Origin of the sequence: Variovorax restrictus (assembly GCF_051216715.1) — a bacterium.
In the GTDB taxonomy this organism is placed as follows: Bacteria; Pseudomonadota; Gammaproteobacteria; order Burkholderiales; family Burkholderiaceae_C; genus Variovorax.
The window spans coordinates 66,914-81,245 of the sequence record NZ_JBPJZH010000005.1 but is presented as its reverse complement, the minus strand read 5'-3'; the positions used below and the strand labels follow the sequence as shown (position 1 = coordinate 81,245).

The window sequence follows — 14,332 nt, the reverse complement described above, 5'->3', positions numbered from 1 at the left end:
TTGTCCAAACGCCAAAATGCTGCCGTTTCTGCCCTATGCCGCACCGCTACACCAGCAGGTGGTGGGCAGATATTGACGGCCGCGCGGGAAAACGGCGGTTCCGCCCCGCGTTGCCGTGGCCCGCCATTGTCGTAAGGCTCTTCAGCCGGGGGGTACGGGCACTTCGGCCGGAAGAATCGCGTACTTCTGATTCGGCATATCGATCACCAGGTCGAACCGTTCGCCAGCACCGACGCCGGCCGTTTTCGCGGCGAGCGCCAGGCTGAAGAATTGCTGGCTGTTCGCCTTGATGTTGATCGGAGGGAGGTTGTCGCCACTGTGCGCGAAGGTGCCATAGACCTTACCGAGCAGGAATTTCGGCAGGTAGACCACCTGACGCGCCATCGGTGCGGTCGACGCTGACTGCGTGACGCTGAAGCGGTAGGGACAAGTCAGGTCGACGGCCGCCTCAAAGGGAGAACTGCGGCCGATCTCGACTTCCCTTCGCCGGCGGGCATCGATGAGGGCTTGCACAGGGATAGGTCGAGCACGGATCGCATAGATCGAGTGCTCGAGCTTCTGGATCGCGGGCGAACTGCTGAGCGCCACCGAAACCGCCATGTTCGAGACGCCACCGGGAACCACCAAGCGCGAGGCAACTTCGGTGCGCGTGGCCGCGCCGGCGTGTTCCTCGATGATGCTTACGATCGTGGATTCCGTCGACGAAAGTACATCACGGGTTACGGCCGCTTTCGATGTGTACCTGTTGTGCGCATTTGCTGTGAGCCAATCCCAGCCGGCGATGAGAGCAGTCATCACGTGCAGCGGCGGCATCGCCAGCCCACGTCCGGCGCCGTCTCGGTAGAACCAGGCATCGTCGGTCACCAGCGCTGAGATCACGGCGTCGATCTCGACGCTGCCGACAGCGACGCTCATGAGCTTGCGCATGCGCGTCGCGGCCGCACTTACCTCGCTGTCCATGAGGGTGAACCATCCAGACGCGGCATCGAGCATGCGAAACCCAGGTGCGCGCTCGAACAGCGACCGAAGCGTGTCTTCGTCCTGCGCCACGCCCTCCTTGATCGCCAGGATCCCCGCGACGCGGATGAAGTTGGTGCAGCCGACGAACATGCAGTCGCGTCGTGCTTCCGAGAGCGCCACCTTCATCCAGGTCGACGGCTCGATCGTGAGGTCCAGCATCGCGATATTTCTAGTGCCATCGCTCGTGCTCGTGCGCGCGGCGACAACCTGGATGGTCGGCGCGACGCCAAGCTCCTTCGCAAAGTCGAGCGCTGCAATGATCCCGATGCCCTTTCCGAGAAAGCGCTGCAGTTGTTCGTTGGCCGCCGCGGAGGAGAGCGGCATGATGCGCGAGGCCGCCGCGAAGAGGCGGTCCAACGCAGGCAGCGCGAGCGGCCGCGCACGCAGGGAGGCCAGGAGGCCTTCACAGATCTGCCGCACGCGTTCGCGGGTGAGGTCGTGCACGTCGGCCACAGCCTGCAAGGTCGCTCCCTCCAGGCCGCCAAAACGGCCCAGGAAGAGTTCTCGGCGGCGCTGAAGGCCTGCGTGGTCTCGACGCAGGCCCGCCTCGGCCAGCGCGTGACGTAGAAGGTCCTCGAGTTCCTGGGCCCAAGTCGCCTTGTCGGCGGCGATCAGCTGCACGCAACGTTCGTGTGCGAACCCTGAAAGGGACGGCTTCGCGAGCTGCTGTGCAAGCCACGGACCGAGAGCGGAACCCGCGACGCCAGGAAACCTCAGGTCGTCGATGTCCAGGCCTTTCACCCAGCCTGCATTCAGGCACTCCGCGGCGGCAGCGCGGAAGGCGTCGTCGATTTCGACGTCGGGCAAGATCTGGGGCGCCAGCGAAACTGTCCTGGAGCCGACAGGCTGGCCAACCCAGTACGTCGCCTCGATGCGAGCCAGGAGGCCCAGCACCTCGGCTACTGGCATCCTGAGGGCGTCCTTCACCTGGCGGAGAGTCATCGAGGGGAACCCCGCGGTGAATCCGTCGCTTCGAGTGAGCTCCAGCAACCTGGCCCGTTCGGTGCCGCTGGCCGCTAGGTGCCAGTCATCGGTCAGACGCACACCTATGGGCGAATTCCAGATGACATCGAAGCTGGCGCGCCGGCGCGAGACGATCATCTCGCGCAGCTCGGCAGCAAACCGCGCACTGGGCAGGCCCTGGCGCTCCCAATCGAACAGCTCGTGCGCCTCCACGTCGCCGTGCACCGAAGGCAAAGCTCTCTTGACGAAGGGCCTCATAAAACTCGGCACCACCCTGGCATGGCGGGCGACGGCGCCGCCGGAAAGCGCATGCGGGACAGGGGCTGGGACGTTTACCGATGCGGCGTCGAGCGGTTTCAATGCATGCCCTTCTTTGAAGTTCTCGTCATCGTCGTGCTGGCGTGATCGTGGTGTCGGCAACCGGTGCGCCCTCGCGAATGCGGACGAGATGCTTTAGGCTGATGGCGGGCCGGCCGGCCGGAGGATGCCACAGCAATCCCCAATTGCGCTCCTCACGCGATCTCGGCTCGCTTGGCCAAAGAACTTTGAGGCAGGCGCAAATGCGCCGCACTGCCGCGCAGCGCCGTGGTGTCAGGCAATCAGCCAATCGCCGTCTATGTCGCAGCGAAGGCGCGATCGCGACGGTTGCGCATGGCCGACGGCCGGCCGGCAACCAGCACCAGGTGCATTATTCGGGGTCGGCTGCGTGAAACGCTTCGTACAGCTGTTTGAGGGTGGACCCGTTGAACGTCCAGTACGGAGATGGCTGCAACGCGTAGTCGTCTGCCAGCCCCTGAACCTTCCGCGTTGCCGAGGTGAGGGATTGCACCTCGCCCAAGTAGCTCACCTTCCTGTCTTCAACCACGATCGCTTGTGCGCCGCCTTCTCTGTACAGCAGCGTCGACCCCTCAGGTATGCCAAGCTCGAAGAAGCGAAGATTCGGACGGCGGTCCTTCATTTTCTGCGCCGACTGTTTGTCGGCCGTCGTCACCTCGGATTCGATTTGCTGCTCGACCTGCAGGGTGACGTCGTTCACCTCGAGCAGCCTTAGCACCGCGATGACGCGCTCCGGCTCGATCTTGAAAAATTCCCGGTTCGGATTGATGCGCGCATTTCCGAAGGCGAAGTGCAACGCTTTTTCGACTTCGTTGGCGTCCTTGACCTGGCACGCGAAAGCACAGTCGAACGGCACCGGTACGCCGGTCCCGAAAAGCTGCTTCATACGCATCTCGACTTCAATTTGCGTTGTCTTTCCGACCTTCACGAGGCCAGGCATCGCCGGATTCGTGAGCACGTAAACGATCTGGGACGAGGCCTCCAGCGGCTTGAGCGGGAGAACTGCCTTTGCTTGTGATGGCCAATCAGGCTCACTGTCCAGTCCGATCCACGCTCGAGCGACGGCTGGCGGATTCTCGCCAACGGAAGTGTCTCCGTATTCGTAAGAAGACTCGCCGCCGTACGCGATCACCTGGCCATCCGCGCCCGGACGTAGCTGCACGCGTTTGCGAAGTAGCTCAGACCCATGCGGAGTCAGACAGTAGCCCAAAGCATCGTCGATCACGCCTTGGGGTGCTTCGATCACGTCCGGAAAGAAGCCATGCTGACGGTGAAAGCCGTCGATAGCTCGGAGTATGCGGGCAAGCACGCCGCCGGGATTCTGGATCGTGGAAGTCATCGTAGGTCACACAGTAGTGAGACCACGAGCGTAGCAGTCGCGAACGCCAACTCGGCAGCAGCCCAGGGCCGGCATGCGTGAAGGAGTGCGCGGCGCGTCGAGACGCTTCAGTCTTTCCTAGGGTGCTGTCGGAAGTTGAGCGCCCGCAGTGATGCTCGAAAACGACCGCAATTTGAAGTGCCAGCCAGCCGCTGAGTCAGGTCAGTTTTCGTCCTACTAGCGCGAAAGGCCTGCCCAGGGATCAGGGCGTGTCACAACGGCTAAAGGGCCTGCTTGTTTCCGCGGGACGGCGACAAAGTCGCGTCTAGCGCCTCGACGGATTTGCGCACACGAGCCTCGAGTTCACGGGTCAAGTGCGTCGATGCCTCTCCGCTGATGCAGAGTGCAATCCAAACCAGTGCAACTATTCCCCAGATGACAAGAAACTCAAGGCCCATGATCAACCCCAAAAAAGAGGCGTGGAAGATCTCATAAGGATGGTCGAACCCCTGTAGGTGAACGCCTAAACCTCACTCGCGCGCCATCAGGTCTCGCGTAGTTGCGGCAGCGCGCACTGTCGCACCAGATGGCGGTTGACGCCGGAGATACTGAAGGTCGCCGGGCTTTCCTGCGCGCGACATCCACCGCCCTTCGAAGCTCAGGCACTCCTCCGGCAGCGCGATCTTCCCCGTATGCTCGGGAGGCAGCCGTCCAATAGTCACACTTTGAGCGGATGCAAAAACTGAAAATGACACAGCTATCCACGCCGGGCAGACGAGCCTGTTCAGGTTTATGGAGGGTGCTCCTGGGTTCGCTTTAGCCTACCAGCACCAGCCTCTATGGCCGTCGTTGCGCAGCGCCGCCGCAGGACTGCCAAAAATGCAGAATTCTGGCGTTCCAAGAAAATGGGACATGCCCCCGGAAAATGCGCCCTACTCCCCCGCCCAATATATCGATAAATCGGAACGGATAGTCCAGGGCGATCACTATCGATACAACGGCGACCTGCCGCGAGGAGCCTACCTGCCTGCAGGCGCTGACGAACTCGCGCTTGACGCCCGGATACGTGAAATCGAGCAGGCGGCTAGCTTGGCCTGGGGTCGAGGGCGAAACCAGGTTGCGAGCTCTCTCGCTGATCAGCTGGGGCCCCTCGGCGACCTCAAGCCCGAAGTCGTCAAGCAGATCGCGCGTGACCTGGCGCAACACAAGATGGCGCCGGGCGGTGACTTCGATGAGGCGGTCCATCCTCACTTCGCCGAATACCGGCGCTTGGCGGATCTCGTAGGCCCGTTGAAAGAGCAGTCCCGGGACATGCTTGCATCGCGTGTTGGCGCACCTGAGTTTGCAGGCATGCGCCAGCTGGACACATTCACGCGCCCGCAAGTCGAGTCGGCGTCCTTCAAGGCCTGGTTCGGCGACAGCAAGGTGGTCGACCTCCAGGGGCGTCCGCTCATCGCATTTCACGGCGGCGCAGCCGAGATCGATTCGTTTCGAACTCACTTCGATACCTCGGCCCCGTCCAAGAACCCGAACTGGGCCGGCCAGATGGGCGCATGGTTCGCCGCCCCGAGCACCTGGGCCGACTACGAAATCGGAGGTGCAGAGTCGACTGCGGACAGCTTCGCAGAGCAGGCGAGCCGCAGGACAGGCGAAGGCGCTGTCATCTACCCCGTCTACCTGTCGATCGCCGCACCTGCGGAATTTGAGGGGCACGACGATTTCACGGAACAGCTCGTCGACGCCGGCGGGGTCATCGCCTTCCGTCGTGCGCTGGAGAACCAGGGTTACGACGGGGTTTCGATCCAGGCGTGCATGTCCGACACGAATGACCTGCGGACGGACTGGATCGCTTTCCATGCGTGGCAGGCGAAGAGCGCAACCGGCAACGCAGGGGCGTTTTGCAGGGATGACCCCGACATGTGCGATCGCGGCTCCATCGACCTAGCGCAGCACCAGCGCGCTATTCGTGCGGCCGCCTTCGTCGCGTCACACGCTGCGCCGGTGCGCAAGGCGTTGCCCGTATGAACCACAACTTCGCAAAGTGGTTCGGCAACAGCCGGGTCGTCGATGAGGCAGGAAACCCCTTGGTGGTCTATCACGGGACGGCACTGCCGGCCTGGGAGGCAGGGCGGACCAGTTTCAGCACGTTCAACGGTATGGGGGAAGGCGCCTACTTCACCCCTCGGGCCGCTGATGCTGCCATGTATGCCGAGATGGACAGCGAGGTTGAAGGTGACCCGCAGTTCCTGATTCCGGTGTTTCTGGCGATCCAGAGCCCCAAGATCATCTGCGACAGCATCGACATGCAAGAGATCACCCTAGCGCAAAGAGCGGAGTGGGAATCGCAGGGGCACGACGGCATGATGGGCTACTGGAACGGCGAACTTCGAGAGATCGCTGTGTGGGACCCCACGAAGATCAAGGCGGCGCACGGCAACAGCGGCGCGTTCGACCCTACAGATCCGGACATCACCGACCGGCGCGCGGCGAGAGCCGTAGAGGCGCTCGAGATGCTCCGGAGCGTGAGCAAGAAGGTGTCGCCCAGTGGCTGAGCGGCAACCGACGCGATCGCAGGCAGGTCTGCCATCCATTCTGGCCTTCCGAGCCGACAGTGCGGCAGTCACGAGCGCCTGCATGTACGCGGATCAGTACCGAGACGGCGAGCCCGGGCACGCCAGCCCGGAGATGCTCACGTGGATACACGTCCCCGACTATCCGATCTCGCGCTTGCGGGACGCCGTCGACAAGAAGTGGTTCGCTGCCGAGGTGCAGATGTGGGCGGACGAGGGTGACCCTGACAGATTCGCCGACATGCTGACCGAGCCGATCAGGAGCCCTGTGGTCATCTTTGACGATGGCCAGGGAGGATGGACCTGGGATGGCAATCACCGAATCGGAGCTCGGCTGACCACGGGCGAGTCGACGATCGAGGCCACCGTCGGAATCTCCAGCGAGCTGTTCCAGGCGTTGGTGCGCCAGCCGCACGCGGAGGCAGCGTTTTCGCTCGTAGACACGGTCGGCGCCGGTGCGCGGGCGGCGATCAGCTGGCTGCAAGCGCAGCCCCAGACGCGAAAGGTCATCCCCCATGGGTGAAGCCCAGGCAGGCCCGATCGAGTTCGAACGCTGGTTCGGCAGTAGCAAGGTGGTCGACGAGCGGGGGGTGCCGCTGGTGGTCTATCACGGGACCGCCGCCGTGTTCACCGAGTTCAAGGAGGGCCCTGGCTGGTACGGCTCTGGCATGTACTTCACGCCCAACCCGGACGCGGCTGCCGATTTCGCGCGCGAGCGGGCGCTGGACACCGAGTGGGGCAGTGGCGACATCGTCATGCCGGTCTACCTGGCGCTGCAGACGCCCTATACCTTCACCGTCAAGAGCACCAAGCGCGCGACGAACATCGCGCTGCTGCGCGAGCTCGGTTTCAGCGCGAAGCAGGTTGCCAAGGCTGCGGACGAATATCACCACCTAGGGGATGCCATTCGGCACGAGCTGGAGGCCAGGGGTCACGACGGTCTGATCGTGCTCGATCGTTACGACGGAAATGAATACGTCGCCTTTGAGCCAGCGCAGATCCGGAGCGCCGTCGGCACGGCCGGGCCCCCAGGTCCGCGGTCCGAGGTGATCACCGGTGGCGCAGACGACGCGCCAAGCTGGTTCGCCGCCGGCCGCAGGGTAGACAGCACGCACGACGCACTCGAGCTCGCGAGCGGCGATGCACCCTACATGCTCGAGGATGAAGACCTCGCGATGGAATGGCGGATTGCGCTCGTTCCCGTAGACGCGGTCATCGACAACGGCAAGGCTCCGGAGCCGGAGCGCCTGGGCGAACGTCTGAGCCTGGTTCGCACCGCGCCTCGCCTGGAGCGTCCGATCTATGAACTGCTCCCCGACGGTCGGGCAAAAATCATCGACGGATGGCATCGCCTGCAGGTTGCCAAGGAACGGAGGGATGTGACAGTGGAGGCACTGGTCGGCAGGCCTTCTGCCGTCCCCACTGCCAGCCCCGACCGCACAACCTCTCCCGAGTTCAAGCAATGGTTCGGACCCAGCACGGTGGTCGACCCTTCAGGCAAGCCTCTGGTGGTCCACCACGGCACTGATGCAGTGTTCTCGGACTTCCAGTTCGGCGAGTTCGGCTTTCACTTCGGGAGCCGCACCACCGCAGAGAAGCGCGGCCCGATCGTGATGAGCGTCCATCTGCGCATGGTCAACCCCATCCGCTTCGACACGGACTTCAGCAGTTGGTCCGAGGAGGTCGTCGGGCCCTACCTGTTGGCGCGCGGGCTGGTCACTGAGGCAGAGGTCGAGTCGGGCGACCTGCAAGGCATTCTCATGGCGAAGGGCTTCGACGGCTACACCTATCCCAATGGATACGAAGGTGGTGGGACCTCCTACGCCGTGTTCTCGCCCGAGCAGATCAAAAGTGTAAATCACCCGGGCCCCTACGACCCAACCAGCACCAGCATCTACGGCGCCGTGGAACCCGCCGCCGCACCGGTATCCCGACCCGCCTCGGCGCGCGAACTCGCAGCCAAGGCCTTGGATTTCGTGACGCGCGTGAACGCGCCAAAGACCCGCATGAAGCTATGACGTCGCGCGCGGACCCCATCGGCCGGTCCTTTTCGACCTTGGCCAACCTGAGGAGCTAACTATGGCCAAGCTCGCCATGATCGACCGCAACAAGCCGCTGAGCTTCGAGGCGAGCACGCTTACGGTGCTCGCAGATCCTGATCTCCGCCAGCAGGCGTTGGCGCTCTCGCTGCCGCAGCTGCTGAACATCGATGTGCCCACACCGCGTGCGCAACCCCTACTCATCGCCGAGACGGGGGACTTGATCGATTGGCTGCTGGCCACGCCGTGGGGTACGACGCTTGCGGTCAACCTCCAGGGCATGGCAGAGGATGGAGATGGCCGTCCTCTGCTAACCACCTGGCTCAGTGCGGCCGCTTTCGGGCAGCTGGCGGCGGATGCGGATGGCCAGCCGTTCGGGCCTCGCCTGTTGGCAGCGTACGTCGCCTGGAAAGAACTGGGGACGACCACCGTGTACGTTCACGGCTACGAGGTGTCGCACGCGGGGGGGCGACCCAGGGCACAGCGACGACGTAGCGGACGCGGGCCGCGCCTGCTTTCGCGCCAAGGTGTTCGGCTAACGCGGCCGCGCCGACTTACGAGCCGCCGCCTGGGACGGCAGGAGGGGCGCAACAAACGCCTTCGCGACGGCAAGGTTCTCACCGGCGAGTTGCTTCATCTCTTCTGACGTCGGTACCGCGAGACCCTCCTCTGCAACCGCCAGCCAGAACAGTTCGGCTGCTTCCATCGCTCTGGCCCAGACGTGAGGCTGAGCGCCGATCGTGCCGACCTTGGGCTCGACGGGCGTCAGCGCAGAGTCGACTCCACCTCCGATCGAGTTGTACCGCATCGGGAGCACGTCGTATGCGGGCGCGATGCCGGCGTACTCGCCCTGGATTTCGGCCATGTCATCGTCAAGTTCGCCAAGGTAGGGAGCCGCATGGCGCAGTTGCTGCCCTTTGAGCACCTGGCTATGCGTTCGCTTTCAGAGGTTGGTGTGACGACGGCGGCCACGCAGCTGCACACCGCCGGCGAATACGTCTCAGCCGGCGATTCTCACGGCCGCGCTTCAGGGCTACATCCGGAAGGTGGTGCTTTACTTGGCTGCAGCCTCATAGCTGTCCAATCACTCACGCGAGATCTAAGGGCGCTTGTACGTTACTCTGGTCATCTCTTTGTAAAAGCCATGACCTCGAGCAATCATGCATTGCTTGAACACGGGGTCGTAGGGGCCTGCCGCGTACTTGTCGACGTACCAGAGCTCAACCGTCTTCTGAAAAAGAGGGTCGCTTGACTTTAGGGCCGCTTGTTCACGCGTCACCAACGCGCCTTGAAGTGCATTCACTTCATCCAAGATCACCCCAACTTGCTCTTCGCACTCAGCGAAATCTCGGGGATGTCGTCTTTCTGAAGGCGAGAGGGTAGGGTCAAGTTTTGCAGTCAGTTCTATCTGCAAGCCGGAGGGCATTGCCCTCCACACGGAAAACGCCAACGACACAGCTGCGACAAACAAAATGCCAACAAGCCCGAATAAAAGTTTCTTCTTCATGTTTAAAGTTGTGAAAAGCGCCTGTCGACAGCTCTCGCTAGCGGTGATAGCCTGACGAGGATTAGGCCATCGGTTGACCCGATCACTGCGATTTAATGCAGACCGAGGCCACGGCCGAAAGAGCCGGCGTCTTTTCTACCAGCACGTCCGGAAGCCCTGCCTGGCGGATGTGCTCTGCAATGACATCGTCCGATTCCGGCAGGTATCCGTCGGCGACCGCAAGTGGCAAGACGAGAACGGCGGGTGCACCGAACTGGTCAGCGGAGATGTCTAGGACAAATTCGGCGCCGTGCAGCCCGGCCTGCACCCAGTAGTGCCCGTGCCTCTCAGCGCCTGCCAGAAACGATCCGCCACGAATGCGTGCGTGCCAAGAGGAGAAGCGGTTGATGGTGCTGGCCAGCAGAACGCTCGCGAACAGGCAACTGCCGGCTGTGTCGCGTCCGCCAAGCGCCGCCTCTAGCGACCGCTCATGGACGGCCCGCGCACTCTGCGCGAGCTTCCAGAGGATCTGAAGGGTGTCGGGCGCCGCAGCAAGCTCACCGTGTTCTTTGGGCGACGCGGCGAATTGGTGTTGCATGGACAGATTCTCTGTCCAGGCGACGCAAGCGCCAAGTTCGACCTGCTGGCCGCCAGTGCAACCCCGGGGATCAGGGATCAGCCGATGCGCCGGAAACGGGCCATGTTGGACGCGCCGACATGAGGCCGGGGCGTCATATCGCGAACGGCCGCTTTCGCACGCAGTGCGAAAGCAAGGCGATCGGCCTGCTCTGCCGTCTCGCATTCCACGATGGTATCCAGCGCCCGCATCGCCGCGTCGGCCGCACGACGCGAGGCGGCACTTCGCAGCATGCTGACCACCTCCACGTTTACGCGTTCGGCGTAGTCGATCGCGTCTTCGCCGTGGTGGTTGCGGATCCGTGTCGATGCGCCGTGCGTCAGCAGAGCCTCGGCCACATCACCGCTCTCGTAGAAGATCGCGGCCTGCAGGGGGGTGTAGTTCTTCTTGCTCACGGCATCGACGTCTGCACCCAGCGCCAGCAGGCGCTGTGCGGCTGGCGCGTGATTCACGAGCGCGGCGTTGTGCAAAGGCGTGTAGCCGTCGTAATTCGCGCCGTCCCATGGCGCCCCGTACTCGAGCAAAAGGTCGATCATGTCGAGGCGATCTTCGCGCCCGCGCCTGGCGCTGGACAGCAGCACGGCGTCGTGCATCAGAGACGAGCGCTCCGGCGATCGGCGGATCCACTGCCACGCGAGCGGAAACTCCACGTCGAGCATCGTGGGGTCCGCACCGCGCGCCAGCACTGAGCGCGCTCTCGGAACGTCCATCATGACGATCGCGTGAAGCAGTTCGCCGGCGAGGGCTTCGTCAACGGAGAGTCCCATTGCCGTCAGCGCCCTGCTCTCTGCGCCGACATGCGCGAACGGTCTTGCATGTGCATCACGCCCTGCATCACAGGCCGCCCATTCCGCCGAAAGCGAGGGAGACCTCTACGAAGGCGAGGCGCTTCGTGAGCAGGTTCGCAAAGAGCCATAGCTCATCGAAGTTGAGGACTGTGGCCATCCCGTTCACCGGGTCGCCGAGACCGGCAGCCTCCTGTAGCGCCTCCAGTGTCAAGGAATCGAAGGGGAAACTGGAATGCTCCTTCCCGCCGAACTCGACGCCGAACGCGATGGGAGGGAGTCCGTCCTTCGCGATCAGAAACTCCATGTAGCCATCGTGAGCCTCGGCAGGGTCCGCATAGAGGAGCGTCATGCCATGCAGGCGCACCGAGCCGGCAATGTAGCCCCCGGCAACGCTGGCGATCGCGTCGACCAGTGATTCGACAAATCCCAGGTCGTAATCGGAAGCACTGCCGCCCATGACGCTGCCAAGCGTCGGGGTCAGGGCCTTGCGGTCGGAGGATGCGGCTTGCAATTGCACTGGGTTTCTTCCGTGGTGGTCGTCGGTCGGAAAGCAGCTCAGGGACGCTGGCGCGCCGTTCGGTTCGTGAGCACCGTGGACAGCGCGCTGTCGAGTAAGGCACGCGCCTGGTCGACAGTCAGCGACGCTCGGGTGTCGGACTTGCTGCGTCGTACCAACGCCCGAACGCGCTCAGCCTCACTCAGGTCGGCCTCGTCGGCAGGGAGGAAGGCAGGGTCGATCGCCGGGTCAGCGGCAAGTTCGACTTGGTGATCCATGTGCACCAGAGGGCGCCGCTGGTGCTGGGCAGCCTTGGCCAGGCCCATGTGGGTCAGGAAGTCGGGGTCCAGCGACTTCGGAGTGTTGTGAAAGCGGCGAAGCAGTTCCGAGAGTGGAAAAACGGTGACGTGCGCAGGGAGCGAACGGTTGCTGTGGTGCATCTCATCGCCAAGCAGCCTGTCGCTGAACGCGGCGAAGCCGACTTCGGCGTTGCCGTCCGCGCGGCGCCGAGTGAATACCGGGCGCCAACTCGTCGCCGGCATGTCGAATCCCGTCTGCTCCTTCGTCCCGCGTGCCATCGCGTCCGCCGGCGCCTCGCCTGGAAAGATCTCGGTCGTGACTGCCGCCCAGCGCCTCACTGGTTCGACAGGAGCGTGGAAGTGCGGGGCCTCGCGCAGCCCCGTGTCGACGCTAACGACCAGAACGTGCTTCATCTGTTCGGTGAAAACTAGCCCGGTGACATAGTGCATGTGGACGACCAGCGAATCTGTATAGGAGGCGGTCGATTATGTTGATGCGCCAAAATCGCGCAAAAAACCGCACCCCGGCCGCTGTCGCCACGCGTGGAAACGGCCATTAATTGCAGCGGACCAGCACCAGGCCTATAACCTGGACATGCTTGATCTCGATATCTCTCCGATTGAACGTGGCTGGCAGCATGGCGAGCGAAACGCGCTGAGCGTCTCGGATTACCGGCGCTCGGGCGCGCCTATGCGGGTACACCATGCGCATGCCCTCTACTACCCGCCCGCGGGTGTGCATTGGCAGCGCCGGCAACTCTGGCGGAACGCGCTGGATCATGGGCACTGCTGGAACCCCACGATGTGGGAGCTGAAAGCGCCCATCCCGTCGCACCTGAGCAAGGGTCAGGCGATCGTCGCGCTCCATGATTTTGCGCAGCGTACTGCAGACTGGGCGGGATGCGCTGCCGAAGTGCACATGGACCTGCCGTCACCCGGGAGCAAGGTGGCCGCGTGCGTCGGCTTCGTACTGCTGAGCGGCCACCGGTTGTCTAGCACAGGGCTCGCGCGTCCGATCGCCTCCCCGTTTGCGACGCGCCGGCACCATGAAAAGACGTGGAGCGAGTCTGTTGATCAGGCTGAGTCGGCGCAGATGGCCATCGACGCGGTTGAGGAGATCCGCACAGCGCGCACCCACATGTCGCGCTTTCTCACCAAGACCCGCAGGTCGCGCGGCACCCTGAGCCTGGCCTAGGTGGCACTCAGTTGACCCGACCAGCGACCCGTGGTCGCGTCCACCGTGTCCTTGCACGCATGTCGCTCACCGTCAGAGCCCAAGGTATGAAAGCCCGCACGTCCTCTTGACGACATCTTTTTGATCGCCAGGCGCCGTCGAACCTTGTTCGAGGCCTCGAAATCGAGCGACAGGAAGTACCCAGGCGCCCTGCCCGCGAACGCCCCGCCGTCGAAAGCCGTCTGCCCATCCTGCACCACGCCATGCGGCTGTGCGGAGTCGAACAGCACCACAGTGCCCCGCTCCAGCGGCACGCGGCGATCGAGAAATGGGAAGTAGAGATCCCACCCTGCAGGCTCCGACAACCAACAAATGCAAAACACCGAGTCCGGAAAGAAGTCAGCGTCAGTGTGGAAGCCTGACCCAGCACATGCGTGCAGCGAGCAGTTGTCCATGACGCCAGCAAATCCCTGGCCGGCCGTCCAAGCTTCGAGCGCCGCGTCTTGCTGCAACAGGTCTGTGCCGAACCCTGGCGTGATCGGCAGGATGTTCCCTGGCGTGCGGTTGAATTCATGCCAATGCGCATCCCAGCGCGCACTGTCCGTACCTTTCAACGGCGGGATCGCGAGTAGCTCCGTGAGAACGACAGGCGAGATCGTCCTCTTGCCCCCCGACGGAAGGCTCACCAGGACTCGTGCAGGGTCGAGATCTACTGTCGTCACAGCGACGCTACCTCCGGCGTGGCGCGCTCTGCAGTCGGCACCGACCGCGCCTCCTCACGAATCGCACAAACCTTAGCATTCCAGGCGTTGACTGGGGCGTCGATGAAGTCTGCGGCGACAAGGGGACGCTTGATCCGGTGTTCGAGACAAGCCAGGCACAACATGCCCCAACGTGCAGGATGTGCGCGCTCCCAGAGCTCGTCTTCGACCATGTAGTAGTCGTGCTCTGCAGTTGATTGGGTGCAGTCCTGGCATGCGTCCCAAGCCCTCTCGCCGAAGAGCACCGCAGCCTCGAGACACAGCCGCGTCAAGCGCCCTGGCGTCTGGCTCGAGCCAGGCGTCCCATCGCGCAGCAGGCCGTGCCACTTCAGGCAGGGCGAGTCGACCACCTCTGGCTGGCGCTCCCCACCGCTGATGCCAGGGCGAAAATCGAACGCGACGCCTGAGGCATGCGCGGCCAGGCGCTCGGACACGTCGATCGTCC

At 63.4% G+C, this 14,332-nt stretch carries 15 protein-coding genes; 6 read left to right on the top strand and 9 right to left on the bottom strand.

Translation table 11 applies throughout. From position 1 onward, the window contains the following. Window positions 1–141: 141 nt before the first annotated feature. Entirely contained in the window at window positions 142–2,343 is a 2,202-nt protein-coding gene (locus tag ACSFA0_RS22800) for a sigma factor-like helix-turn-helix DNA-binding protein (protein ID WP_435452557.1), read from the bottom strand. A gap of 328 nt (window positions 2,344–2,671) precedes the next feature. Then, complete coding sequence (locus ACSFA0_RS22795; RefSeq protein ID WP_435452556.1) at window positions 2,672–3,658, bottom strand: GIY-YIG nuclease family protein; 987 nt, start codon at window positions 3,656–3,658, stop codon at window positions 2,672–2,674. 891 nt (window positions 3,659–4,549) lie between these two features. On the opposite strand from ACSFA0_RS22795, the gene ACSFA0_RS22790 reads away from it, so the two are divergent. The 5 genes from ACSFA0_RS22790 to ACSFA0_RS22770 all read left to right on the top strand — a co-directional run bounded on the left by ACSFA0_RS22790 (window position 4,550) and on the right by ACSFA0_RS22770 (window position 8,892). Next, window positions 4,550–5,662: an ADP-ribosyltransferase-containing protein gene (locus ACSFA0_RS22790; protein WP_435452555.1), complete on the top strand. Its 1,113-nt coding sequence runs from the start codon at window positions 4,550–4,552 to the stop codon at window positions 5,660–5,662. After that, on the top strand, window positions 5,659–6,189 hold the full coding sequence (locus tag ACSFA0_RS22785; protein ID WP_435452554.1) for an ADP-ribosyltransferase-containing protein: 531 nt from the start codon (window positions 5,659–5,661) through the stop codon (window positions 6,187–6,189). Before ACSFA0_RS22790 ends, ACSFA0_RS22785 begins: the two co-directional genes overlap by 4 nt. Before the next feature lie 82 nt (window positions 6,190–6,271). Then, window positions 6,272–6,730, top strand: coding sequence for a hypothetical protein (locus ACSFA0_RS22780; RefSeq protein WP_435452553.1), 459 nt, complete (start codon window positions 6,272–6,274; stop codon window positions 6,728–6,730). After that, window positions 6,723–8,225 (top strand): ADP-ribosyltransferase-containing protein, encoded by a 1,503-nt coding sequence (locus ACSFA0_RS22775; protein ID WP_435452552.1) that lies wholly within the window; start codon window positions 6,723–6,725, stop codon window positions 8,223–8,225. Before ACSFA0_RS22780 ends, ACSFA0_RS22775 begins: the two co-directional genes overlap by 8 nt. Before the next feature lie 61 nt (window positions 8,226–8,286). After that, on the top strand, window positions 8,287–8,892 hold the full coding sequence (locus ACSFA0_RS22770; protein WP_435452551.1) for a hypothetical protein: 606 nt from the start codon (window positions 8,287–8,289) through the stop codon (window positions 8,890–8,892). Window positions 8,893–9,345: 453 nt separating this feature from the next. Here the strand turns inward: ACSFA0_RS22770 and ACSFA0_RS22765 are convergent, their stop codons facing one another. The 5 genes from ACSFA0_RS22765 to ACSFA0_RS22745 form a co-directional block, all read right to left on the bottom strand. Beyond that, window positions 9,346–9,753: a hypothetical protein gene (locus ACSFA0_RS22765; RefSeq protein ID WP_435452550.1), complete on the bottom strand. Its 408-nt coding sequence runs from the start codon at window positions 9,751–9,753 to the stop codon at window positions 9,346–9,348. 82 nt (window positions 9,754–9,835) lie between these two features. Next, complete coding sequence (locus ACSFA0_RS22760) at window positions 9,836–10,330, bottom strand: hypothetical protein (protein WP_435452549.1); 495 nt, start codon at window positions 10,328–10,330, stop codon at window positions 9,836–9,838. Window positions 10,331–10,407: 77 nt separating this feature from the next. Then, entirely contained in the window at window positions 10,408–11,028 is a 621-nt protein-coding gene (locus tag ACSFA0_RS22755) for an ankyrin repeat domain-containing protein (protein WP_435452548.1), read from the bottom strand. A gap of 175 nt (window positions 11,029–11,203) precedes the next feature. Beyond that, on the bottom strand, window positions 11,204–11,674 hold the full coding sequence (locus tag ACSFA0_RS22750; RefSeq protein WP_435452547.1) for a hypothetical protein: 471 nt from the start codon (window positions 11,672–11,674) through the stop codon (window positions 11,204–11,206). A 38-nt stretch (window positions 11,675–11,712) separates the two neighbouring features. Continuing rightward, the gene (locus ACSFA0_RS22745; protein WP_435452546.1) at window positions 11,713–12,402 is read right to left on the bottom strand and encodes an NUDIX hydrolase; all 690 of its coding nucleotides are present in this window, start codon (window positions 12,400–12,402) and stop codon (window positions 11,713–11,715) included. A 145-nt stretch (window positions 12,403–12,547) separates the two neighbouring features. Between ACSFA0_RS22745 and ACSFA0_RS22740 the strand changes: the two genes are divergently transcribed. Then, window positions 12,548–13,147 carry a hypothetical protein gene (locus tag ACSFA0_RS22740; RefSeq protein WP_435452545.1) on the top strand — a complete coding sequence of 200 codons (600 nt, stop codon included), beginning with the start codon at window positions 12,548–12,550 and terminating at the stop codon, window positions 13,145–13,147. Here the strand turns inward: ACSFA0_RS22740 and ACSFA0_RS22735 are convergent. Both ACSFA0_RS22735 and ACSFA0_RS22730 read right to left on the bottom strand, forming a co-directional pair. Further along, window positions 13,144–13,812, bottom strand: a complete 669-nt coding sequence (locus tag ACSFA0_RS22735; protein ID WP_435452544.1) for a hypothetical protein — start codon at window positions 13,810–13,812, stop codon at window positions 13,144–13,146. The two genes, ACSFA0_RS22740 and ACSFA0_RS22735, sit on opposite strands and share 4 nt — an antisense overlap. Before the next feature lie 32 nt (window positions 13,813–13,844). Next, the gene (locus ACSFA0_RS22730; RefSeq protein WP_435452543.1) at window positions 13,845–14,321 is read right to left on the bottom strand and encodes a hypothetical protein; all 477 of its coding nucleotides are present in this window, start codon (window positions 14,319–14,321) and stop codon (window positions 13,845–13,847) included. Between the last annotated feature and the right edge of the window lie 11 nt (window positions 14,322–14,332).

Excerpts from the sequence above, each read along its gene's own strand:
- ACSFA0_RS22795 (WP_435452556.1), bottom strand. The coding sequence starts at position 3,658 with ATGACTTCCACGATCCAGAATCCCGGCGGCGTGCTTGCCCGCATACTC.
- ACSFA0_RS22790 (WP_435452555.1), top strand. The coding sequence starts at position 4,550 with ATGCCCCCGGAAAATGCGCCCTACTCCCCCGCCCAATATATCGATAAA.
- ACSFA0_RS22785 (WP_435452554.1), top strand. The coding sequence starts at position 5,659 with ATGAACCACAACTTCGCAAAGTGGTTCGGCAACAGCCGGGTCGTCGAT.
- ACSFA0_RS22780 (WP_435452553.1), top strand. The coding sequence starts at position 6,272 with ATGTACGCGGATCAGTACCGAGACGGCGAGCCCGGGCACGCCAGCCCG.
- ACSFA0_RS22775 (WP_435452552.1), top strand. The coding sequence starts at position 6,723 with ATGGGTGAAGCCCAGGCAGGCCCGATCGAGTTCGAACGCTGGTTCGGC.
- ACSFA0_RS22770 (WP_435452551.1), top strand. The coding sequence starts at position 8,287 with ATGGCCAAGCTCGCCATGATCGACCGCAACAAGCCGCTGAGCTTCGAG.
- ACSFA0_RS22765 (WP_435452550.1), bottom strand. The coding sequence starts at position 9,753 with ATGAAGAAGAAACTTTTATTCGGGCTTGTTGGCATTTTGTTTGTCGCA.
- ACSFA0_RS22760 (WP_435452549.1), bottom strand. The coding sequence starts at position 10,330 with ATGCAACACCAATTCGCCGCGTCGCCCAAAGAACACGGTGAGCTTGCT.
- ACSFA0_RS22755 (WP_435452548.1), bottom strand. The coding sequence starts at position 11,028 with ATGCTCGACGTGGAGTTTCCGCTCGCGTGGCAGTGGATCCGCCGATCG.
- ACSFA0_RS22745 (WP_435452546.1), bottom strand. The coding sequence starts at position 12,402 with ATGCACTATGTCACCGGGCTAGTTTTCACCGAACAGATGAAGCACGTT.
- ACSFA0_RS22740 (WP_435452545.1), top strand. The coding sequence starts at position 12,548 with ATGCTTGATCTCGATATCTCTCCGATTGAACGTGGCTGGCAGCATGGC.